This window comes from Pseudomonas maioricensis, from assembly GCF_022790535.1.
Classification (GTDB): domain Bacteria; phylum Pseudomonadota; class Gammaproteobacteria; order Pseudomonadales; family Pseudomonadaceae; genus Aquipseudomonas; species Aquipseudomonas maioricensis.
Genome location: NZ_LOHG01000009.1, coordinates 218,983 through 241,118 on the forward strand (window position 1 = coordinate 218,983; position 22,136 = coordinate 241,118).

The following is a 22,136-nucleotide window of genomic DNA, read 5'->3' on the forward strand; positions in this document are numbered from 1 at the left end:
CACTTAATCACGACTCGATTATTTTTGAGGTGCCCCGTGGCCCGTTCCAAGACAAGCCATAACTGGCTCAAAGAACACTTCGACGACAAATACGTCAAAATGGCGCAAAAGGACGGCTACCGTTCACGCGCCAGCTACAAGCTGCTCGAGATTCAGGAAAAGGACAAAATTATTCGTCCTGGTATGACCGTCATTGACCTCGGCGCTGCGCCCGGAGGCTGGTCGCAAGTGACCAGTCGTCTGATTGGGGGTCAAGGTCGGCTGATTGCGTCTGACATACTGGAAATGGACAGCATCCCTGATGTCACCTTTATTCAAGGGGATTTCACCGAGGACGCGGTCCTTGCACAAATTCTGGAAGCTGTCGGTAATACACAGGTAGACCTTGTGATTTCCGATATGGCCCCCAATATGAGTGGACTGAGTGCTGTTGACATGCCTCGCGCAATGTTTCTTTGCGAGTTGGCACTCGATCTTGCCGGACGGGTTTTGCGCCCTGGTGGTGATTTTCTGATCAAGGTTTTCCAGGGTGAAGGCTTTGATGTGTACCACAAGGACATTCGCAAGCTGTTTGACAAGGTTCAGATGCGCAAGCCGTTGTCATCGCGTGATCGCTCCCGCGAGCAGTATTTGTTGGGGCGTGGTTTCCGCGGTATTGAAGGTTCGGCGAGCGATGAGCGCCTTTGAGGTGCAGCGATAGTTTTTTTTAAATGGCCTTGTCGATGCAGCATCACCGAGCATCGTGTAGTCAAAGTTTCACAAAGGGTTACAGACGGCGCCTGCCACATCTGTAGGTTCTGTAGTAAGTTAGGCCGGTGAATATCATGCGAGGCACGCTCTGCGTGGAGCTTGCTTCAGAGGGTAGCTAATTGAACGATATGGCAAAGAATTTGATCCTGTGGTTGATCATCGCAGCTGTCCTGGTGACGGTGATGAACAACTTCTCCAGCCCTAACGAGCCGCAGACCCTCAACTATTCCGAGTTCATCCAGCAAGTGAAGGATGGCAAGGTCGAGAAAGTTGCTGTGGATGGCTACGTCATCACGGGCAAGCGCAGTGATGGCGACACCTTCAAGACCATTCGTCCGGCGATTCAGGACAATGGTTTGATTGGTGATCTGGTCAACAACAACGTGGTTGTTGAAGGCAAACAGCCTGAACAGCAGAGCATCTGGACCCAGTTGCTGGTAGCCAGCTTCCCGATTCTGGTGATCATCGCTGTCTTCATGTTCTTCATGCGCCAGATGCAAGGTGGTGCTGGAGGCAAGGGCGGGCCGATGAGTTTCGGCAAGAGCAAGGCGCGCCTTCTCTCTGAAGATCAGGTCAAGACCACGCTGGCTGACGTTGCAGGTTGCGACGAAGCCAAGGAAGAAGTGGGCGAGCTGGTCGAATTCCTCCGTGATCCGGGCAAATTCCAGCGTCTGGGCGGTCGTATTCCTCGCGGCGTGCTGATGGTTGGCCCGCCGGGTACCGGTAAAACCTTGCTGGCGAAAGCCATTGCGGGTGAAGCGAAAGTACCGTTCTTCACGATCTCCGGTTCTGACTTCGTGGAAATGTTCGTGGGTGTTGGCGCAAGCCGCGTTCGCGACATGTTCGAACAAGCCAAGAAGCATGCTCCTTGCATCATCTTCATCGACGAAATCGATGCCGTGGGTCGCCATCGTGGCGCGGGCATGGGTGGTGGTCATGATGAGCGTGAGCAGACTCTCAACCAGTTGCTGGTAGAGATGGACGGCTTTGAAATGAATGACGGCATCATCGTCATCGCTGCGACCAACCGTCCTGACGTACTCGACCCTGCGCTGCTGCGCCCAGGCCGTTTTGACCGTCAGGTCGTAGTGGGTCTGCCGGATATTCGCGGTCGTGAACAGATTCTCAAGGTTCACATGCGTAAAGTGCCGATGGGCGACGACGTCAACGCGGGTGTTATTGCGCGTGGTACGCCTGGCTTCTCCGGTGCTGACCTTGCCAACCTGGTTAACGAGGCATCGCTGTTCGCTGCCCGTACCGGTAAGCGCATCGTCGAGATGAAAGAGTTTGAACTCGCCAAAGACAAAATCATGATGGGCGCTGAGCGCAAATCCATGGTCATGTCCGAGAAAGAGAAGCGCAACACGGCTTATCACGAAGCGGGTCACGCAATCGTGGGTCGTGTGGTGCCAGAGCATGATCCGGTTTACAAAGTGTCGATCATCCCTCGCGGTCGTGCGCTGGGTGTCACTATGTTCCTCCCTGAGGAAGATCGTTACAGCCTGTCCAAGCGTGCCCTGATCAGTCAGATCTGCTCGTTGTATGGCGGTCGGATTGCTGAAGAGATGACCCTGGGTTTTGACGGTGTTACCACTGGCGCTTCCAACGACATCATGCGGGCCAGTCAGATTGCCCGGAACATGGTGACCAAGTGGGGGCTCTCAGAGAAGCTGGGTCCTCTGCTGTACGGCGAAGACGAAGATCAGGGCTACCTGGGTCGTGGCGGCGGTGGCACCAGCAGTGGTTTGTCGGCTGACACCTCTCGTTTGATTGACTCTGAAGTGCGCAGCATCATCGATCAGTGCTACGGCACCGCCAAACAGATCCTCACCGACAATCGTGAGAAGCTCGACGCGATGGCAGATGCGTTGATGAAGTACGAAACGATTGATGCTGAGCAGATCGACGATATTATGGCTGGCCGTACTCCGCGTGAGCCGCGCGATTGGGAAGGTGGTTCGGGTACTCCAGGTACGCCGGTTACACCTCCGGACGTTCGTCCGGAAGCCCCGATCGGTGGCCCTGCCGCTGAACACTAAGGCCTGACATGAACGCTGTGCTGTACCCAACCCGGTTGCCTTGCGGCAACCGGGTTCTTGATTTGTCCCGTACGCATGTTATGGGCATCCTCAACGCAACTCCCGATTCCTTCTCTGATGGTGGTCGCTACACCCATCTCGATGCTGCGTTGAAGCACGCACAGGCGATGGTTGCTGCGGGGGCTACGCTGATTGATGTCGGGGGCGAATCTACTCGCCCTGGCGCGCGTGCCGTGTCGCCCACTGAAGAGCTTGAGCGTGTTGCGCCTGTCGTAGAAGCCTTGAGTCGTGAGCTGGATGTGATCATTTCGGTGGACACGTCAACGCCTGCGGTTATTCGCGAAACAGCGCGTCTAGGCGCCGGACTGATCAACGATGTTCGTTCGTTGCGTCGTGATGGTGCGCTGGATGCGGCTGCAGCTACGGGGTTGCCGGTGTGCTTGATGCACATGCGCGGCGAGCCGGGTGACATGCAGGATGATCCGAAGTATGGCGATCTGGTCGCAGAGGTCAGCGCGTTCTTGCGCGAGCGAATGGACCAGTGCGCAGTTGCCGGCATTCCTGAAGAGCGCATTATTCTTGATCCGGGTTTTGGCTTCGCCAAGAGCCTCGATCACAATCTGAGCTTGTTCAAGCATATGCAGGAACTGCATATGCTGGGGCGTCCGCTATTGGTTGGCGTCTCGCGCAAGAGCATGATTGGCGGTGCGCTGGGTCGCCCGGTGGGTGAGCGCCTTTATGGTGGTCTTGCCCTTGCCGCGCTGGCGATGACCAAGGGCGCAAGAATTCTACGTGTGCATGATGTGGCCGAAACGGTCGATGTCGTGCGGATGATTGCCGCAGTTGAAGCGGCGCAATAAGAATATTGGAGCATCCATGATTACCAAGAAATACTTCGGAACCGACGGCATTCGTGGTCGAGTGGGGCAGTTCCCTATCACTCCAGAATTCATGCTGAAGCTCGGTTGGGCAGCAGGCATGGCGTTTCGTCGTCTTGGCGCCTGCCGCATTCTGGTCGGCAAGGACACGCGTATTTCAGGTTACATGTTCGAGTCTGCGCTTGAGGCGGGTCTCTCTGCTGCGGGCGCTGACGTCATGCTGCTCGGACCAATGCCTACGCCTGCAATTGCTTATCTGACCCGTACTTTCCATGCAGAAGCCGGGATCGTGATCAGCGCGTCGCACAATCCGCACTACGACAACGGTATCAAGTTCTTTTCCGGCCAGGGCACGAAACTGCCAGACGAAATCGAGCTGATGATCGAAGAGCTGCTCGATGCGCCAATGACGGTCGTCGAATCGGAAAAACTCGGCAAGGTTTCGCGTATCAACGACGCTGCGGGCCGCTATATCGAGTTCTGCAAGAGCAGTGTGCCAACCAGTACCGACTTTGCCGGCCTCAAGCTTGTGATCGACTGTGCTCATGGCGCGACCTATAAAGTCGCCCCGAATGTATTTCGTGAGCTGGGCGCGCACGTCACGGTGTTGTCCGCGCAGCCTGACGGCCTGAACATCAACGAAAATTGCGGCTCCACTCATATGGGGGCGCTACAGGCGGCCGTGCTGGCTGAGCACGCAGACTTGGGTATCGGTTTTGATGGCGATGGCGATCGCGTCTTGATGGTTGATCACACCGGCGCTGTCGTTGATGGCGATGAGCTGTTGTTTATCATCGCTCGTGATCTTCATGCGCGTGGTCGTCTGCAAGGCGGCGTGGTGGGTACCCTGATGAGCAACCTCGGCCTGGAGCTGGCTTTGGCTGATCTGGATATTCCGTTCGTGCGTGCCAACGTGGGTGACCGTTATGTGATCGCCGAACTGCTGGAACGTAACTGGCAGGTTGGTGGTGAAAACTCGGGGCACGTGGTTTGCTTCCAGCATACGACCACCGGCGATGCAATTATTGCTGCGCTACAGGTGCTGCTGGCTCTGCGTCGTAATGGCGAGAGCCTTGCGCAGGCGCGTCAGGCGCTTCGCAAGTGTCCACAAGTGCTGGTTAACGTTCGGTTCTCGGGTGGTGTTGACCCGGTTTCGCACCCTGCAGTCAAAGAGGCGTGTGACCGTGTTACCGCCGCTATGGAAGGGCGTGGTCGCGTATTGTTGCGCAAGTCCGGGACCGAGCCGCTGGTGCGTGTCATGGTTGAAGGTGAGGACGAAGTGCAGGTTCGCGGTTATGCCGATGAGCTGGCAAAACTGGTTGCTGAAGTTTGCGCCTGATTTCGGCTTGCCAGTGTTGAAACTGTTGGGTAACATCTGCGCCCACTTTGACCGACGAGGTACAGCATGCGTCGCCCTATGGTAGCTGGTAACTGGAAGATGCACGGTACCCGCGCCAGCGTCGCTGAGCTGATCGAGGGCCTTGCTGAGCAGGTCCTCCCTGGCGGTGTTGATGTGGCGGTATTTCCGTCGAGCCTGCACATAAGCTTGGTAGTCGAAGGTTTGCAGGGTAAATCGATTTCCGTGGGTGCGCAGAATTGCGCCCATGAAGCAGGACAGGGTGCTTTGACCGGGGAGGTGTCTCCGAGTCAATTGGCTGATGCGGGTTGCAAGCTGGTACTTGTTGGGCATTCGGAGCGTCGCCAGATTATGGGCGAAAGCGATGATGTTCTTATTCGCAAGTTCGCTGCAGCTCAGGCAAGCGGCCTGACGCCGGTGCTGTGCATTGGCGAAACCCTTGAGGAGCGTGAAGCTGGCAAAACGCTTGAGGTTGTCGGGCAACAACTTGACAGCATCATCGCGGCGCTGGGTATCAAGGCTCTCGTAAATGCAGTAATCGCTTACGAGCCAGTCTGGGCCATTGGCACCGGGCTGACCGCTTCGCCTCAACAGGCGCAGGACGTGCACGCAGCCATTCGTGCGCAGTTGGCGAAAGAGAATGCTGAGGTCGCACAAGGCGTGCGACTTCTTTATGGCGGCAGCGTGAAGGCGGCCAATGCGGCCGAACTGTTCGGCATGCCGGATATCGATGGGGGGCTCATTGGTGGTGCCTCCCTGAATGCAGCTGAGTTCGGTGCGATTATTCGCGCCGCGGGAAACTGAAAAAATGCTGGAAACAGTCGTAGTCGTTTTTCATCTGCTGGCCGCTCTGGGCGTTGTTGTCCTGGTTTTGCTGCAGCAGGGTAAAGGTGCGGACGCTGGTGCGTCTTTCGGAGCAGGTGCATCAAATACTGTGTTCGGAAGCCAAGGTTCCTCTACCTTTCTTAGTAAGTTTACTGGTATACTCGCCGCAGCTTTTTTCATAACCAGCTTGGGGTTAGGTTACTTTGCTAAAGAGAAAGCTCATGAGCTGACTCAAGTAGGTTTGCCAGATCCAGCGGTAATGGAGGTGAAGCAAAAGCCGGCAGCAGATGATGTTCCGGTGCTCGAAGGGCAAAAGCCAGCTGTTGTTCCAGCTGACGTACCTCAAGCTCCAGAGCAGAAGTAAGGTTTCAACGGGCAGTGAAGTTTGAGGCTGCCAAAGATGTATTGCCGAGGTGGTGGAATTGGTAGACACGCAACCTTGAGGTGGTTGTGCCCATAGGGTGTAGGGGTTCGAGTCCCCTTCTCGGTACCAATTATCAGGAGAGCCCGCTGTTGCGGGCTTTCTTGTAGGTGGAAGGTTACATTGACCCTGCAAGGGATCGGTCGTATACTTCCGCCCCAGCTTTGTCGCGGGGTGGAGCAGTCTGGTAGCTCGTCGGGCTCATAACCCGAAGGTCGTCGGTTCAAATCCGGCCCCCGCAACCAGTTTAAGGAGCCCCTTTTAAGGGGCTTTTTGTTAGCTGGACACTTTCAACGCCGCTGTTCGACGGCGTTTCAAGGATGGGCGTTTCGCCCATTTTTTTATTTTGCATAGCATGCACATACATGCACGAGGGGGTTCAGGTGTCGAGCAAGCTAGAAGAGTTGCAGGCCTTGCTGGCCCCGGTGGTCGTGGCCCTGGGCTATGAATGCTGGGGTATTGAGTTTTCGGCTCAAGGTCGCCACTCAATGTTGCGCGTTTATATTGATAAGGAAGGCGGCGTGCTGGTGGACGATTGTGCCATCGTGAGCCGTCAAATCAGCGGTGTTCTGGATGTTGAAGATCCGATTTCCGTTGAATACACCCTTGAAGTTTCCTCGCCTGGCATGGAACGCCCACTGTTCACTATCGAGCAGTTTGCACAATTTGCCGGTGCACAAGTGAAGATCAAGCTGCGTTCGCCTTTCGAGGGTCGACGCAACTTTCAGGGCCTTCTGCGTGGTGTAGAAGAGCAGGACGTTGTGGTGCAGGTAGAAGACCATGAGTTCCTGTTGCCGATCGATATGATCGACAAGGCCAACATTATTCCCACGTTTGACTGATACGTGCCAAATACTGCGGATCCCGCGGATCCAATGGCTTGCGAAAGGCGAGGCGTACGATGAGCAAAGAAGTACTGCTGGTTGTTGAGTCGGTGTCCAATGAAAAGGGCGTCCCGGCAGGTGTTATTTTTGAAGCGCTGGAACTGGCTCTGGCCACAGCGACAAAAAAACGCTTTGAAGATGAAGTTGAGCTGCGTGTAGAGATCAACCGTCAGACGGGTAACTACGAGACGTTCCGTCGCTGGACAGTGGTCGAAGACGAAGACCTTGACGATCCAGCATACGAGCTGGCCGTCGATCAGGCTCAAGAGAAAAGGCCAGGCGCTGTAGCCGGCGACCTGATCGAAGAAAAAATCGAATCCATCGAGTTCGGCCGCATCGCTGCGCAGACTGCCAAGCAAGTCATTGTGCAGAAGGTTCGCGAAGCTGAGCGTGCCCAAGTGGTTGACGCCTATCGTGAACGATTGGGCGAAATCATTTCCGGTACTGTTAAAAAGGTCACGCGTGACAACGTCATCGTTGATCTGGGTAACAACGCTGAAGCGCTGTTGGCTCGTGAAGACATTATTTCCCGCGAAACCTTCCGCGTAGGTGTCCGTCTGCGGGCTCTGCTGAAGGAAATTCGTACAGAAAACCGTGGTCCGCAGTTGATCCTGTCGCGTACAGCGCCAGAGATGCTGATTGAGCTTTTCCGCATTGAAGTGCCGGAAATCGCTGAAGGTCTGATCGAGGTGATGGCTGCCTCTCGTGACCCGGGTTCGCGTGCAAAGATCGCTGTTCGCTCCAAGGACAAACGAATCGATCCGCAAGGCGCCTGTATCGGCATGCGTGGTTCGCGAGTTCAGGCTGTTTCGGGCGAACTGGGTGGCGAGCGAGTGGATATCGTCCTGTGGGATGACAATCCGGCTCAGTTCGTCATCAACGCGATGTCCCCGGCTGAAGTGGCGGCAATCATCGTTGATGAAGACGCCCATGCAATGGACATTGCGGTCGGTGCCGACAACCTGGCTCAGGCCATCGGCCGCGGCGGTCAGAACGTGCGTCTTGCCAGCCAGTTGACTGGCTGGACCCTGAACGTAATGACCGAATCCGACATCCAGGCCAAGCAGCAAGCAGAAACCGGCGACATCCTGCGCAACTTCATCGACGAGCTGGAAGTCGACGAAGACCTGGCGCAAGTGCTGGTAGATGAAGGCTTCACCAGCCTGGAAGAGATTGCCTACGTACCGGTGGAGGAGATGCTCAACATCGACGGCTTTGACGAGGAAACCGTCAACGAGCTTCGTGCTCGGGCCAAGGATCGTTTGTTGACCAAAGCCATCGCTACAGAGGAAAAGCTGGCAGACGCCCATCCGGCCGAAGACCTGCTCTCGCTTGAGGGTATGGACAAGGATTTGGCGATGGAACTGGCGGTGCGCGGCGTAATTACCCGCGAAGACCTGGCCGAGCAGTCTATTGACGATCTGCTCGACATCGACGGCATTGATGATATTCGTGCCGGCAAGTTGATCATGGCCGCCCGAGCCCACTGGTTCGAGTAATTAGGCGCGGCCTGAGGAGAGAAGTGCATGACGCAAGTCACGGTGAAACAACTGGCCGATGAGGTCAAAACACCGGTAGAGCGCCTGTTGCAGCAGATGCGTGAGGCAGGTCTGCCGCACACCGCCGCCGAAGAACATGTGACTGACAGTGAGAAGCAATCGTTGCTGACTCACTTGAAGAGCAGCCACAAGGCGAAAGTGGAAGAACCACGCAAGATCACGCTGCAGCGTAAAACCACCAGCACCCTGCGTGTTGCTGGCAGCAAAAGCATCAGCGTTGAAGTACGCAAGAAGAAAGTGTTCGTGCAGCGCAGCCCGGAAGAAATCGAGGCCGAGCGCAAGCGCGAGCTTGATGAACGTCGCGCCGTAGAAAATGCTGCCCGTCAAAAGGCTGAAGAAGAAGCCAAGCGCCGCGCCGAAGAAGAAGCGCGTAATCAGCCTTCAGCTCCTGCCGCCGTTGCTACTGAAGCAGCAGCGCCAGCTCCGGCTGCCGAACCTGTTCAGGAAGCACCTGTCGCTGCTCCTGCTCCGGCTCCGGTTGCTGAAGTTCGCAAGCGTGACGAACAGCGTCGTCCGGACAAGCCGCGCAGCGATGATCGCAATGCTCGTGGTGGTGACGGTGATCGCAAGAACGCCCCGCATCGCGCCTCTGTTAAAGAGAAAGCTCCAGCGCCACGCGTTGCCCCGCGCACTACTGACGAAGAAAGCGATGGCTTCCGTCGTGGTGGTCGTGGCAAGGCCAAGCTGAAGAAGCGTAATGCTCACGGTTTCCAGAGCCCTACCGGCCCTGTGGTTCGTGACGTGAAAATCGGTGAGACCATCACTGTCGGCGACCTGGCACAACAAATGTCGGTCAAGGCAGCTGAGATCATCAAGTTCATGTTCAAGCTGGGTACTCCGGCCACCATCAACCAGGTTCTGGATCAGGAAACTGCTCAACTGGTTGCTGAAGAGCTGGGCCACAAAGTGACCCTGGTCAGCGATACAGCCCTGGAAGATTCCCTGGCAGAATCGTTGAAGTTCGAAGGTGAAACGTTCTCCCGTGCTCCTGTTGTGACCGTAATGGGTCACGTTGACCACGGTAAGACTTCCCTGCTCGACTATATTCGTCGTGCCAAGGTTGCTGCTGGCGAAGCCGGTGGTATCACCCAGCACATTGGTGCATACCACGTTGAAACCGAACGCGGCATGGTCACCTTCCTCGACACCCCGGGTCACGCCGCGTTTACCGCAATGCGTGCTCGTGGTGCCAAGGCCACTGACATAGTAATCCTCGTTGTTGCTGCTGACGACGGCGTGATGCCACAGACCATCGAAGCCGTGCAACACGCCAAGGCTGCCGGTGTTCCGCTGGTCGTTGCAGTGAACAAGATCGACAAGCCGGGCGCTGACCTGGACCGCATCCGTAGTGAACTGTCGGTTCACGGCGTGACGTCCGAAGAGTGGGGCGGTGAAACGCCGTTCGTTTCGGTCTCCGCGAAGATGGGTACCGGTGTTGATGACCTGCTCGAAGCAGTTCTGTTGCAGGCTGAAGTCCTGGAACTGACTGCAACACCTTCGGCTCCTGGCCGTGGTGTTGTTGTTGAGTCGCGTCTCGACAAGGGCCGTGGTCCGGTCGCAACTGTTCTGGTTCAGGACGGTACGCTGCGTCAGGGCGACATGGTGCTGGTTGGTTCGAACTATGGCCGCGTTCGCGCCATGCTCGACGAGAACGGCAAGCCAATCAAGGAAGCAGGTCCAGCCATTCCGGTCGAAATCCTCGGCCTGGACGGTACACCGGACGCTGGCGACGAGATGAGCGTTGTTGCTGACGAGAAGAAAGCCCGTGAAGTGGCTCTGTTCCGTCAAGGCAAGTTCCGCGAAGTCAAACTGGCCCGTGCTCACGCTGGCAAGCTGGAGAACATCTTCGAGAACATGGGTCAGGAAGAGAAGAAGACGCTTAACATCGTCCTCAAATCCGACGTCCGTGGTTCCCTGGAAGCTCTGCAGGGCGCATTGAACGGCCTGGGTAACGACGAAGTGCAAGTGCGCGTTGTCGGCGGCGGTGTCGGTGGTATCACCGAGAGCGATGCTAACCTGGCGCTGGCTTCCAACGCTGTACTGTTCGGCTTCAACGTGCGTGCTGATGCTGGCGCTCGCAAGATCGTCGAGCAGGAAGGTCTGGATATGCGTTACTACAACGTGATCTACGACATCATCGAAGACGTCAAGAAAGCCCTTACCGGTATGCTTGGCAGCGATGTTCGGGAAAATATCCTGGGTATTGCTGAAGTCCGCGACGTGTTCCGTTCGCCGAAGTTTGGCGCGATCGCTGGTTGCATGGTTATCGAAGGCGTTGTCTTCCGTAACCGTCCGATTCGTGTACTGCGTGAAGACATCGTTATCTTCGAAGGCGAGCTGGAATCCCTGCGTCGCTTCAAGGATGACGCTTCCGAAGTTCGTGCCGGCATGGAATGTGGTATTGGCGTCAAGAGCTACAACGACGTCAAAGTCGGTGACAAGATCGAAGTCTTCGAGAAGGTCCAAGTGGCTCGCAGCCTCTAAGTCGCGAGCTATAGGAGCCATGGCAGGTCTTCGCATGCAAATGCCGCAGACCCTGTCATGGGCTCAACACGCAACGCCCGGTCCGACATCTGTCAGGCCGGGCGTTTGCCGCTTTCAGACCGCGAGGGTTTCGCCCCCGGTCAGTATCAGGTAGCAAAACATGGCAAAAGAATATAGCCGTACCCAACGCATTGGCGATCAGATGCAGCGCGAGCTGGCTCAACTGATCCGTCGCGAAATCAAGGACCCGCGCGTAGGTCTGGTCACCATCACTGCTGTTGATGTCAGCCGTGACGTCGGTCACGCCAAGATTTTCATGACCGTCATGGGTCAGGACAGCGCTGAAGAAATTTCGCAGACCATCAAGGTGCTGAACTCCGCTGCAGGCTTCCTGCGGATGCAGCTGGCCCGTGAAATGAAACTGCGCAGCGTGCCTCAGTTGCACTTCCACTACGACGAGAGCGTCGTGCGTGGTGCGCACCTTTCGGCCCTGATCGAACGTGCTGTTGCCGAAGACGGCCAGCATGCCGGTGACGCGCCGCAGAGCACCAAGCCAGAAAGCAACGAGGAATAAGGCGTGGCTCAGGTCAAGCGCATTCGTCGTAACGTCAGTGGGATCATCCTGCTCGACAAACCTCTGGGCTTCACTTCCAACGCCGCCTTGCAGAAGGTGCGTTGGTTGCTCAATGCCGAGAAGGCTGGCCACACCGGCAGCCTCGATCCGTTGGCCAGTGGCGTACTGCCGTTGTGCTTCGGCGAAGCCACCAAGTTCTCGCAATACCTGCTCGACTCAGACAAGGCCTACGAAACACTGGCGCAATTGGGTAAAACCACGACTACCGGCGATGCCGAAGGCGAGGTTTTGCAGACGCGTCCAGTGACCGTTGGTCGTAACGATATCGAAGCGGTATTGCCGGGATTTCGCGGTGAAATCAGTCAGATACCACCGATGTACTCCGCTCTCAAGCGTGACGGGCAACCCCTGTATAAGCTGGCACGTGCCGGGGAAGTAGTGGAGCGCGAACCGCGTTCTGTTACTATTGCGCGCCTGGAATTGCTCGAATGTGATGCAGACACTGCACGCTTCTCGGTCGATTGCAGCAAAGGTACATATATACGTACCCTGGTTGAAGATATTGGTGAGAAACTGGGCTGCGGTGCTTATGTCGCGCAATTGCGCCGTACACAAGCCGGACCTTTCAGCCTGGCCCAGACGGTCACTCTGGAAGAGTTGGAGCAGGTGCACGCCGACGGCGGTAATGAAGCAGTTGATCGCTTCCTGATGCCATCGGACAGCGGTTTGCAGGACTGGCCGGTATTGCAGTTTTCGGAACACAGTTCGTTTTACTGGCTGCATGGTCAGCCGGTAAGAGCACCGGACGCCCCGCAATTTGGCATGGTTCGGGTGCAAGATCACAATGGTCGCTTCATCGGTATCGGTGAAGTGAGCGAAGACGGGCGGATCGCGCCACGTCGTTTGATTCGGTCAGAATGACCGAACCTCGGGTCATGTGAATGATCCGGGAGAGGATGGCTGTTAACAGGCACGGTCATTCCTCATCTTTTAATACAAGGGTTTGCCCTTGGCCTGTTGAAACCGCTCTTCGGAACGGTTTCCTGATAAAAGGATTGCCCACATGGCACTCAGCGTTGAAGAAAAAGCTCAGATCGTAACCGACTACCAGCAAGCTGTTGGTGACACTGGTTCGCCAGAAGTGCAAGTTGCACTGCTGACCGCCAACATCAACAAACTGCAAGGCCACTTCAAGGCCAACGGTAAAGATCACCACTCGCGTCGTGGTCTGATCCGTATGGTAAACCAGCGTCGTAAGCTGCTGGATTACCTGAAAGGTAAGGACGTTAGCCGTTACAGCGCCCTGATCGGTCGTCTGGGTCTGCGTCGCTAATAACGACTCGGATAGAGGTTGGTTGTCTGCGTCGTCTTACCGTTTTTCGGTAAGGCTGGCAGGCTCCCAGCCTCTAGTTGTATCTGGACAGTCGTGGGGCCGATTCCCCGCACCGCCCAAGAATTCGTAAGAAACCAGTTCCCCAAGAGCCACAAAGAAGGTAGGAAACCGTGAACCCGGTAATCAAGAAATTTCAATTCGGTCAATCGACCGTAACCCTCGAGACTGGCCGCATTGCCCGTCAAGCTTCGGGTGCTGTATTGGTCACCGTTGACGATGACGTCACCGTACTTGTGACTGTGGTCGGCGCCAAGACAGCAGACCCAAGCAAAGGCTTCTTCCCACTTTCCGTGCACTACCAGGAAAAAACCTACGCTGCAGGTAAAATCCCTGGTGGCTTCTTCAAGCGTGAAGGTCGTCCTTCCGAGAAAGAAACCCTGACCTCGCGACTGATCGACCGTCCGATCCGTCCGCTGTTTCCAGAAGGCTTCATGAACGAAGTGCAGGTTGTCTGCACCGTCGTTTCCACCAGCAAGAAAACCGATCCGGACGTCGCTGCGATGATCGGTACTTCGGCTGCTCTGGCAATCTCCGGCATTCCTTTCGATGGCCCGATCGGCGCAGCTCGCGTTGCTTTCCACGAAAGCACCGGTTACCTGCTGAACCCGACTTACGAGCAACTCAAGGCTTCGAGCCTGGACATGGTTGTAGCCGGTACCGAAGAAGCCGTTCTGATGGTTGAATCGGAAGCAAAAGAGCTGACTGAAGACCAGATGCTGGGTGCAGTACTGTTCGCCCACGACGAATTCCAGTCGGTGATCAAGGCTGTTAAAGAACTGGCTGCCGAAGCTGCCAAGCCTACCTGGGCCTGGACGCCGAAGCCTGAAGCCACTTCGCTGCTGAGCGCTATCCGCGCTGAGTTCGGCGACGCGATTTCCCAGGCTTATACCATCACCGTAAAAGCTGACCGTTACGCGCGTCTGGGCGAGCTGAAAGATCAGATCGTTGCCAAACTCGCTGTAGAAGAAGGCAGCCCTTCTGCCAGCGAAGTCAAAGCAGCGTTCGGTGAAATCGAATACCGCACCGTTCGTGAGAACATCGTTAACGGCAAGCCACGTATCGATGGTCGCGACACTCGCACCGTACGTCCGTTGAACATCGAAGTCGGCGTTCTGCCGAAGACTCACGGTTCGGCTCTGTTCACCCGTGGTGAAACTCAGGCACTGGTTGTTGCCACCCTGGGTACCGCACGTGACGCGCAACTGCTCGACACCCTTGAAGGCGAGAAAAAAGACCCGTTCATGCTGCACTACAACTTCCCTCCGTTCTCGGTGGGCGAGTGTGGTCGCATGGGTGGCGCTGGCCGTCGCGAGATCGGTCACGGCCGTCTGGCTCGTCGTTCGGTTCAGGCCATGCTGCCTGCTGCTGACGTATTCCCGTACACCATCCGTATCGTTTCGGAAATCACCGAGTCCAACGGTTCCAGCTCCATGGCTTCCGTTTGCGGTGCTTCCCTGGCACTGATGGACGCTGGTGTACCGATGAAGGCACCTGTTGCCGGTATCGCCATGGGTCTGGTTAAAGAAGGCGAGAAATTCGCCATCCTGACCGACATCCTGGGTGACGAAGACCACCTGGGCGACATGGACTTCAAAGTAGCCGGTACCGCTAAAGGTGTTACCGCGCTGCAGATGGACATCAAGATCAAGGGCATCACCGAAGAAATCATGGAAATCGCTCTGGGCCAAGCCCTGGAAGCGCGCCTGAACATCCTCGGTCAGATGAACCAGATCATTGGTCAGTCGCGTACCGAGCTGTCGGAAAATGCTCCGACCATGATCGCGATGAAAATCGACACCGACAAAATCCGTGATGTTATCGGTAAAGGTGGCGCAACCATCCGTGCAATCTGTGAAGAGACCAAGGCTTCGATCGATATCGAAGACGATGGCTCGATCAAGATCTTCGGCGAAACCAAGGAAGCCGCTGAGGCAGCACGTCAGCGCGTTCTGGGTATCACTGCTGAGGCCGAGATCGGCAAGATCTACGTGGGCAAGGTTGAGCGCATCGTCGACTTCGGCGCGTTCGTCAACATCCTGCCTGGCAAGGACGGTCTGGTTCACATCTCCATGCTGAGCGACGCTCGCGTTGAGAAAGTGACCGACATCCTGAAAGAAGGCGAGGAAGTCGAAGTGCTGGTACTGGACGTCGACAACCGTGGCCGTATCAAGCTGTCGATCAAAGACGTTGCTGCTGCGAAAGCATCGGGCGTCTGATCTGTCGATCAGTTAGCTGCTAAAAAAGGGATCCTTCGGGATCCCTTTTTTATGTGTCTAATTAAGTAGTTACGGAACTTTTTTGGGTAATAATCAAAGCATGCATCTTGCACGCGAAAGTTTCGACGAGCGGGCAATCTGCACGATTCCAAAAAAATGCCGTTTTCATAACTTGTTGTTTTTAAAGGATTTATAATCATTCTCAATGTTGGCATACGGCTTGCGATATATACCAGTAACCCTGCTGCCACTTGCTGGCGCAGTTTCTGAGAAAAACAGGAGTTACTCGTATGAAGAAGTTCGCTATTGCTGCTGCCACCGCTACTGCACTGACTCTGACTATGGCCAACGCTGCCTTCGCTCAGACTTCCGCTACCCCAATGGTCGTAGCTGCCAACACCACTACTCAAGAAGTGAAAGAAGACACTTCTGATACCTGGATCACCACCAAGGTCAAAGCTGACCTGCTGACTGAGAAAGGCATCCCAGGTTCGGACATCAAGGTTGAAACCAACAAAGGCGTGGTTTCCCTGTCCTCTATGGTCAAAGTGACCGAAGCTCAGAAAAATACTGCCGTCGCTATCACCAAGAAAATCAAAGGTGTTAAAGACGTATCGGCTGCAGGCCTGAAAGCTGAGTAATCAGACATTCATCGCTGAACAAGTAAATGGATTGGTGGATAACCTGGATGGGTAACCGCTGATTCTGGAAGGTTCATGCGAAAGACCACAAGGATGTGGTCATTAAAAGCCCTGGCGGAAACGTCGGGGCTTTTTCTATGGGTCTAAAATGCAGCTTTCCAATTTAGGTCCATTACCTGTAAGAGCTGCCGAAGGCTGCGATGCATTCATCCTGCTGCAACGCCATCGCAGCCTTCGGCAGCTCCTACACGATTAGAGGGTGTTCCCTCAATTCCCGCGCTTGCTATCGATCCTTACCAAACGGCCACCTTCAAAGCGCAGGTATTGATACATGCCGTGGTCCGGGCCGTAGATCCATTCTTCGATCCTCACCTGCTCAGACTGACGGTAATTGCCGCTGTAGGTCTCCTTCGAGCCAATGACTTCCTGACTTACAGGCACACCACACTTTTGCTGCACTTCAAACGCGCGATCACCGGCGCTGATGAGCTGGCTGCCACAACGCAGGGTTGCCGCTTGAGATGCGCTGGCAAAAGCCAACAAGACCAGGCTGGGAATCAAATACAGGTGCATGCAGTTACTCGCTGTCCAGATGCAATGGGCTGATCACGCTGCCGTCCTTTTCTGCCTGACCCAGTTTGGCGTCGACGAAATAGACTCGCTCATCTTCGAGTTTGCCCTTGTCCACCAGGTAATCCTTGATGCTGCTGGCGCGATTCTGGCCGAGCTCACGTAACAATACCTCGTTGCCGCTCCAGAATTGAATGATCTCGCTACGCATCTTGTTGGCGCGTTCTTCCTTGCCCAGGTCAGTCCACTGCGCCAGCGGTTGTTTTTTCAGGCGTGCGCGATAGATACCCTCAAGCATCGGTGCCTTCTCGCTATCCGGTACCTCAACCATCGCAGCCCTGGCCGGGACCTTGTCGCCGCGACGCTGGAGGATCTTGTAGTAAGTGTATTGATATTCGCGTTCAAGACGCTGCTGAGCGAGGAATGGGCCATCGCTGCTGGCGGCACTTGTACCTTCAATCTCAAGGCGCAGGGTAGGGCGCTCCTTGAGGGCCGCCGCAAGCTTATCCAGCGCCTTTTGTGCATCGGCGCTCAAGTCAGTGACACCGGGCGCGAACTTCACGCTGCTCAGGTCCTCAGAGCCTCCGCCGGTGACTAGCCCGCCAATGAAGTTGAATGGCGCCGCTGCCGCGCGGACGACCAGATTACGCAGGGTCTGCCAGACAATGGGCATGACACTGAACTGCGGATTGTTCAAATCCCCGGATACGGGCAGCTCGATGGATATCCTGCCGTTAACGTCCTTGAGTAGCGCCACCGCCAGCTTCAAGGGAAGGTCTACCGCATCCGGGCTGTCGACTTTTTCACCCAGCTCCAGTTGTTCCACCACGACCTTGTTCTCAGCCTGCAACTGGCCTTTGGTAATTTTGTAATGCAGGTCCAGATTGAGCCGCCCCTTACGGATGCGGTACCCCGCAAATTTGCCGGAGTACGGCGTCAGGGTGGTCAGTTCCACTCGTTTGAAGCTGGTGGCGATGTCCAGCGCTGCCATAGGGTCAAACGGATTCAGGCTGCCTTTGATGGTGACCGGTGCGTAACGGTCCACCTTACCGTTGACGTTCACCGTGGCAGGGTCCGACTGACGATTGTCCAGAGTGCCAATCTTGCCGTTGAGTTGCTGAATGGCCGTAGCGAAATTTGGCGTCAGGCTGAAGTCGGCAAAGTTGGCCGAGCCGTCATTGATATCCACTTCACCGATGCGAATACCCAGCGGTTTCGAGTTGCTGGCTGAGGCGTTGGTCTTGGCTGCCGGAGACTTATCCGCTGGCTGTGGGATCAGCAGGTCATCGATATTGGTCGTCCGGTCATTGTTGATCATGAAGCGCGCGTAGGGTTGCTCCAGATTGACCCTGGCGATGTTCAGACTGTCGCCGTGCTCGTAATTGAGGCCTTCAAGCGTCAGTTTTTGCCACTTCAGGAAATCACGCTTTTTCAGCGTGTCCAGTGTGTGCAGTTGTTCGACCTGGGCTTTACCGTTGATGTTGAACGCCAGTGGCTCGGTGCTTTTCAGATTCACTGCCAGATCGCTGCCCAGCATGCCGCTGCGCAGTTCCAGGCGAATGAACGGGCTGATGTAGGCTTGGGCGACCCTCAGGTCGATATCGCGGGTCGTGATATCCAGCTTTGCGCTGACCGGGTTCAGGTTGACGTCGCCCGCTGCGGTAATTTTGCCCTGCTTGCCGACGCCAGTATCCAGCTTCAGCGTAAACGGCGATTTGTTCAGGCTGTCGAAATTTTGCAGGTCCAGATTCAACGGGCTGAGATCAAGTGCTACCGGCTCTTTCTGACTGCGATCAGCAAGGTGGACCTGGTAATCGCGCAGTTGCACGTCTTTGAGCAGCACTTGCCATGGCTTGGAAGCTTCGACAGGTTTGGCGGTCGAAGCCTGAGTCTCCGCTGCCGCTGGAGCAGCCTTGTCATCCACCACCGGTTTTGCTGCTGGTGTGCTGTCGGTAGCCGCTTTGGGTTTTGCAGCAGGTTTGGCAGGCTGACTGGCAAACAGCTTTTGCCAGTCCAACTGACCGTCAGCCTCCAGTGCTGCCCAGGTTTCGAGTTTTGTGCTGCGGATCTTGCCAACAGTGACTAATTGTTTAGCCAGATCGACCGAGCTTTCTGTGACATCCAGACGTTGCAAGCGCGCCAGTGGGCGGCCATCCGGAGCGTCGATGGCGAACGGCGCGATGCTCAGTGAGGTGTTGGTCAGCTTCAACTCGGTTTCTTTCGAAAGATTGAGTGAATAAGCCGTGCTGAGGTTCATCGTGCCGTCTTTCAACACCAATGGCAGGGCATCGCGCACATAGGGCCACCAGACCTTCATTTTGCTGTCAGTGACTTTCAGCGTGCCTTCAGATGTGATTGGTAGCAGGCTGATGCGCCCGACCCAATCGATCTGCCCTCCCTCAGGCCCTGCGGCGACCATCGTCATGTCCGCATTGTCTTCCGGCAGGGTGCTGAGGTTCTTCAGCTCCAGATTCAGCTTGTCGTAAAGAAACTCGATCGGTTCGCTGGGCCTCATGTCCTGGAAGTGCACGTAACCGTCAGCCAGTTTTATTTCGTCGATGCGTAGCGGGAAGGGTTTGCTGGCAGGTTCATCTGCGGCGGCAGGCTCGCTGGGCGGCAACTTGAACAGCTGACTCAGGTTCAGTGTGCCGTCCTTGCCGAACAGCAGTTCAGTCTTGGGTTTGATCAGCTCGACGGCCCGCAGATGCAAGGCGCGGGTCCAGAGGCTATCAACCTGCAGATTGGTATAAAGCTTTTCGAAGCCGACCTGCTCTTTACCCGGTGCGCCGATAGTCAGGCCCCACAAGGTCAGCTCAAGGCTGTAGGGATTGAATTCAATGCGTTCAAGGCGCGCCGGGACAGTGGAGTAGGCAGCCAGTTGCTGGTTGGCAATGCGTAAACCGACTCCGGGCAAAATCAGAAAGCCCAGAACGCTATAGAGTCCGAAAACGACCAGTAAGGTGCCAACTGCGCGTATCAATCCTTTGGACATGTGAGGCGTCGTCTCTCTTTATCGGACTTTATGGGAGCTCCTTGGAGTATGGCATGCCAATCTGGTTCCGAAGACGCTGCCCCTGCATGTTGTGGGATATTTCCCTAAGGCTTGTGCGGCATCAGAGTTGCAGAATAAGGGTCTTGAGCGGTGGCTGATTATCCAGCGACGGGAAATCTGCAGCCGGCGGCATGACCTGCCAATCGCGAACAGGGCGCCCGCTTTTGGTGGCACATCGCAGGACCTGCTCTCGCCAATCCTCCATGCTGACCTTTGCCAGATTATTGCAGCAGATCAGTACGCCGGCCTCGGCAGTGGTCAGCAGCGCAGGCTTGAGCAGGCTTTGATAGTCACGCAGCAGGTCTACCGTACCGAAAGCGCTTTTGGCCCAGGCAGGCGGGTCCAGCAGGACCAGGTCGTATTGGCGTTGTTCCAGTTTCACATAGTCAGGCAGTTTATGGCCGCGGCGCTGAGTGATAGGCAGGCCTGCCATTTGCCGGATTGCCGGGAAGTAATCGGACTGGATGAACGACATACCCGGCAATTGCGGGTTAAGTGCGCCGTTTTCGCGACCCACGGCGAGGTTGCCTTCCGCGAAGTCCAGATTGCAGACTTCACTCGCCCCGCCCGCAGCTGCGCTCAGGCCAACACCGCAGGTATAGGCGAAAAGATTGAGCACGCTTTTGCCCTGGCTGTGCTGCTTGACCCAGCCCCGGGTATTACGCAGGTCAAGAAACAGCAACGGGTCCTGCCCGGCGTGCCGCCCGCGTATGCGGTAATTGAGACCCCATTCGTGGCCGATCAGGTCTTCAAGTGCAGCAGGCTCGGCTTTGTAGACGACATCTTCGCGGTCAATTCGCGAATTGCCCTGGGAGCGATCGTTGTAGACCAGCAACAAATCCAGGCCCAGTCGGCTATTCACAGCGGCATGAAGCTCAAGCAGCGCATCACGCTCAAGGCGAGTATGGAAACTCTGTATAAGCAGTTGCGGACCGTAACGATCAATGGTCAGACCGCTGGCGCCTTCCTGGCTGCCGTGGAACAGCCGATAACAGTCCGTGCCTTGCTGATGCAGCTCGGCAAGCAGCGGTTGACGGTTATCGAGGGCGACGCTGAGCGCCTGAATCAAGGAAGACATGCTAAGCGCCTTGGCTGGATGTAGGCGCGGCAGTTTATCAGGTAAGGCCTGATTTCAGGTTGTGAATGCAATCCTTGTGGGAGCGGTGCTTGCCCGCGATGCATGTGTCGCAATTCGCAGGTAGACCGAATTATCGTTTATCGTCGCAAATGCCACCCAGACCAGGCTCTGCTCCCACAATTTGTAGTCCAAGTCAGGCTTCGATTACCGCGCCAACGCCAGTGCCACGCCCTGACCGCCGCCGATACACAGCGTCGCAAGGCCCTTTTTGGCGTCGCGCTTGATCATCTCGTGCAGCAGGGTCACCAGTACGCGGCAGCCTGAGGCGCCAATCGGGTGGCCCAGCGCGATAGCGCCGCCATTCACGTTGACCTTGGCCATGTCCCAGCCCAGCTCTTTGCCGACGGACAAGGCCTGGGCTGCGAAGGCTTCGTTGGCTTCGATCAGCTCGAGCTGTTCAATCGACCAACCGGCTTTGTCGAGGCAGCGGCGAGTTGCGCTGACCGGACCGATGCCCATGATGGCGGGGTCAACACCGGCATTGGCATACGCGGCGATGCGTGCGAGCACGGGCAAGCCCAGCTCTGCAGCTTTTGCTGCACTCATCAGGATCACCGCAGCGGCGCCATCGTTGAGCGAAGAGGCGTTACCGGCTGTCACTGAGCCGTCTTTCTTGAAGGCAGGTTTGAGCTTGCCCAGCGTTTCAGCTGTGGTGCCTGCGCGGGGTTGCTCGTCGATTGCGAAGGCCACCGGCTCGCCCTTGCGCTGAGGGATCATAATCGGCGTGATTTCGTCGACGAAACGACCTCCCTCAATTGCGGCAACGGCTTTTTGCTGCGAAGACGCTGCAAACGCATCCTGTGCCTCGCGGCTGACTTCGTATTTGTCGGCCAGATTCTCGGCAGTGATACCCATGTGATAGTCATTGAACGCATCCCACAAACCATCGCTGATCATGGTATCTACCAACGTGCTGTGGCCCATGCGCAGGCCAGTTCGTGCGCCGGGCATGACGTAGTTGGACAGGCTCATGTTTTCCTGGCCCCCGGCAATGATCACTTCAGCGTCGCCACAGCGGATCGCCTGGGTCGCCAGGTGCAATGCCTTGAGGCCCGAGCCGCAGACTTTATTCAGCGTCATCGCCGGAACGGCAAATGGCAGGCCTGCTTTGATTGCGGCCTGGCGCGCCGGGTTTTGCCCCGCGCCTGCTGTGAGCACCTGCCCCATGATGACTTCATCGACTTGCGCGCCATCCAGCCCGGTTTGTACCAGAAGCTGGCGGATGACCGCTGCGCCCAGATCAACTGCGGATATATTCGCCAGTGAACCCTGGAAACTTCCGACTGCGGTACGAGTGGCGGCAACGATAACGACGTCTTGCATGGCGCGGATCCTCACTATTATTGGGTTTTACG

General features: G+C 56.2%; 18 protein-coding genes and 2 tRNA genes. 16 read left to right on the forward strand and 4 right to left on the reverse strand.

The window, feature by feature from the left end; all coding sequences use genetic code 11:
* The first annotated feature begins 36 nt into the window (after positions 1–36).
* The 16 genes from rlmE (at position 37) to AUC61_RS16155 (ending at position 16,021) form a co-directional block, all read left to right on the forward strand.
* Positions 37–687, forward strand: coding sequence for a 23S rRNA (uridine(2552)-2'-O)-methyltransferase RlmE (gene rlmE / locus AUC61_RS16080; protein ID WP_037015133.1), 651 nt, complete (start codon positions 37–39; stop codon positions 685–687).
* A 191-nt stretch (positions 688–878) separates the two neighbouring features.
* Entirely contained in the window at positions 879–2,789 is a 1,911-nt protein-coding gene (gene ftsH, locus AUC61_RS16085; RefSeq protein ID WP_087266497.1) for an ATP-dependent zinc metalloprotease FtsH, read from the forward strand.
* An 8-nt stretch (positions 2,790–2,797) separates the two neighbouring features.
* Positions 2,798–3,649, forward strand: coding sequence for a dihydropteroate synthase (folP, locus tag AUC61_RS16090; RefSeq protein ID WP_243247220.1), 852 nt, complete (start codon positions 2,798–2,800; stop codon positions 3,647–3,649).
* Positions 3,650–3,668: 19 nt separating this feature from the next.
* Positions 3,669–5,006, forward strand: coding sequence for a phosphoglucosamine mutase (gene glmM, locus AUC61_RS16095; RefSeq protein WP_243247259.1), 1,338 nt, complete (start codon positions 3,669–3,671; stop codon positions 5,004–5,006).
* A gap of 66 nt (positions 5,007–5,072) precedes the next feature.
* Complete coding sequence (gene tpiA / locus AUC61_RS16100) at positions 5,073–5,828, forward strand: triose-phosphate isomerase (RefSeq protein ID WP_243247221.1); 756 nt, start codon at positions 5,073–5,075, stop codon at positions 5,826–5,828.
* Between the two features lie 4 nt (positions 5,829–5,832).
* A complete protein-coding gene (gene secG, locus AUC61_RS16105; RefSeq protein ID WP_243247222.1) occupies positions 5,833–6,213 on the forward strand; it encodes a preprotein translocase subunit SecG in 381 nt (126 codons plus the stop codon).
* Positions 6,214–6,256: 43 nt separating this feature from the next.
* Positions 6,257–6,342 (forward strand) — tRNA-Leu (locus AUC61_RS16110).
* A 96-nt stretch (positions 6,343–6,438) separates the two neighbouring features.
* A tRNA-Met gene (locus tag AUC61_RS16115) sits at positions 6,439–6,515 on the forward strand.
* Between the two features lie 138 nt (positions 6,516–6,653).
* Positions 6,654–7,112 (forward strand): ribosome maturation factor RimP, encoded by a 459-nt coding sequence (gene rimP, locus AUC61_RS16120; RefSeq protein WP_162874006.1) that lies wholly within the window; start codon positions 6,654–6,656, stop codon positions 7,110–7,112.
* A gap of 59 nt (positions 7,113–7,171) precedes the next feature.
* Positions 7,172–8,653, forward strand: a complete 1,482-nt coding sequence (gene nusA, locus AUC61_RS16125) for a transcription termination factor NusA (protein WP_122666689.1) — start codon at positions 7,172–7,174, stop codon at positions 8,651–8,653.
* Between the two features lie 27 nt (positions 8,654–8,680).
* Positions 8,681–11,197, forward strand: coding sequence for a translation initiation factor IF-2 (gene infB, locus AUC61_RS16130; RefSeq protein WP_122666688.1), 2,517 nt, complete (start codon positions 8,681–8,683; stop codon positions 11,195–11,197).
* Between the two features lie 160 nt (positions 11,198–11,357).
* Positions 11,358–11,771 (forward strand): 30S ribosome-binding factor RbfA, encoded by a 414-nt coding sequence (rbfA, locus tag AUC61_RS16135; protein ID WP_087266483.1) that lies wholly within the window; start codon positions 11,358–11,360, stop codon positions 11,769–11,771.
* 3 nt (positions 11,772–11,774) lie between these two features.
* Positions 11,775–12,692, forward strand: a complete 918-nt coding sequence (gene truB / locus AUC61_RS16140) for a tRNA pseudouridine(55) synthase TruB (protein WP_243247223.1) — start codon at positions 11,775–11,777, stop codon at positions 12,690–12,692.
* A 142-nt stretch (positions 12,693–12,834) separates the two neighbouring features.
* On the forward strand, positions 12,835–13,104 hold the full coding sequence (gene rpsO, locus AUC61_RS16145; protein WP_002555121.1) for a 30S ribosomal protein S15: 270 nt from the start codon (positions 12,835–12,837) through the stop codon (positions 13,102–13,104).
* 170 nt (positions 13,105–13,274) lie between these two features.
* On the forward strand, positions 13,275–15,380 hold the full coding sequence (pnp, locus tag AUC61_RS16150) for a polyribonucleotide nucleotidyltransferase (protein ID WP_027900330.1): 2,106 nt from the start codon (positions 13,275–13,277) through the stop codon (positions 15,378–15,380).
* Positions 15,381–15,670: 290 nt separating this feature from the next.
* Positions 15,671–16,021 (forward strand): BON domain-containing protein, encoded by a 351-nt coding sequence (locus AUC61_RS16155; RefSeq protein WP_243247224.1) that lies wholly within the window; start codon positions 15,671–15,673, stop codon positions 16,019–16,021.
* Between the two features lie 267 nt (positions 16,022–16,288).
* Here AUC61_RS16155 and AUC61_RS16160 read toward each other — a convergent pair whose 3' ends face one another.
* From AUC61_RS16160 to AUC61_RS16175, 4 genes are all read right to left on the reverse strand, one after another.
* Positions 16,289–16,594, reverse strand: coding sequence for a DUF2845 domain-containing protein (locus AUC61_RS16160; RefSeq protein WP_243247225.1), 306 nt, complete (start codon positions 16,592–16,594; stop codon positions 16,289–16,291).
* 4 nt (positions 16,595–16,598) lie between these two features.
* Positions 16,599–19,583 carry a DUF748 domain-containing protein gene (locus AUC61_RS16165; RefSeq protein ID WP_243247226.1) on the reverse strand — a complete coding sequence of 995 codons (2,985 nt, stop codon included), beginning with the start codon at positions 19,581–19,583 and terminating at the stop codon, positions 16,599–16,601.
* A 121-nt stretch (positions 19,584–19,704) separates the two neighbouring features.
* A complete protein-coding gene (locus AUC61_RS16170) occupies positions 19,705–20,721 on the reverse strand; it encodes a class I SAM-dependent rRNA methyltransferase (protein WP_243247227.1) in 1,017 nt (338 codons plus the stop codon).
* 204 nt (positions 20,722–20,925) lie between these two features.
* Positions 20,926–22,104 (reverse strand): acetyl-CoA C-acetyltransferase, encoded by a 1,179-nt coding sequence (locus tag AUC61_RS16175; protein WP_243247228.1) that lies wholly within the window; start codon positions 22,102–22,104, stop codon positions 20,926–20,928.
* Positions 22,105–22,136 lie beyond the last annotated feature (32 nt).

Bases quoted from the DNA above. Each gene is read 5' to 3' on its own strand.
- AUC61_RS16175 (WP_243247228.1), bottom strand. From the start codon at position 22,104: ATGCAAGACGTCGTTATCGTTGCCGCCACTCGTACCGCAGTCGGAAGT.
- tpiA (WP_243247221.1), top strand. From the start codon at position 5,073: ATGCGTCGCCCTATGGTAGCTGGTAACTGGAAGATGCACGGTACCCGC.
- AUC61_RS16155 (WP_243247224.1), top strand. From the start codon at position 15,671: ATGAAGAAGTTCGCTATTGCTGCTGCCACCGCTACTGCACTGACTCTG.
- secG (WP_243247222.1), top strand. From the start codon at position 5,833: ATGCTGGAAACAGTCGTAGTCGTTTTTCATCTGCTGGCCGCTCTGGGC.
- AUC61_RS16170 (WP_243247227.1), bottom strand. From the start codon at position 20,721: ATGTCTTCCTTGATTCAGGCGCTCAGCGTCGCCCTCGATAACCGTCAA.
- rbfA (WP_087266483.1), top strand. From the start codon at position 11,358: ATGGCAAAAGAATATAGCCGTACCCAACGCATTGGCGATCAGATGCAG.
- rpsO (WP_002555121.1), top strand. From the start codon at position 12,835: ATGGCACTCAGCGTTGAAGAAAAAGCTCAGATCGTAACCGACTACCAG.
- infB (WP_122666688.1), top strand. From the start codon at position 8,681: ATGACGCAAGTCACGGTGAAACAACTGGCCGATGAGGTCAAAACACCG.
- AUC61_RS16160 (WP_243247225.1), bottom strand. From the start codon at position 16,594: ATGCACCTGTATTTGATTCCCAGCCTGGTCTTGTTGGCTTTTGCCAGC.
- AUC61_RS16165 (WP_243247226.1), bottom strand. From the start codon at position 19,583: ATGTCCAAAGGATTGATACGCGCAGTTGGCACCTTACTGGTCGTTTTC.
- folP (WP_243247220.1), top strand. From the start codon at position 2,798: ATGAACGCTGTGCTGTACCCAACCCGGTTGCCTTGCGGCAACCGGGTT.
- ftsH (WP_087266497.1), top strand. From the start codon at position 879: ATGGCAAAGAATTTGATCCTGTGGTTGATCATCGCAGCTGTCCTGGTG.
- nusA (WP_122666689.1), top strand. From the start codon at position 7,172: ATGAGCAAAGAAGTACTGCTGGTTGTTGAGTCGGTGTCCAATGAAAAG.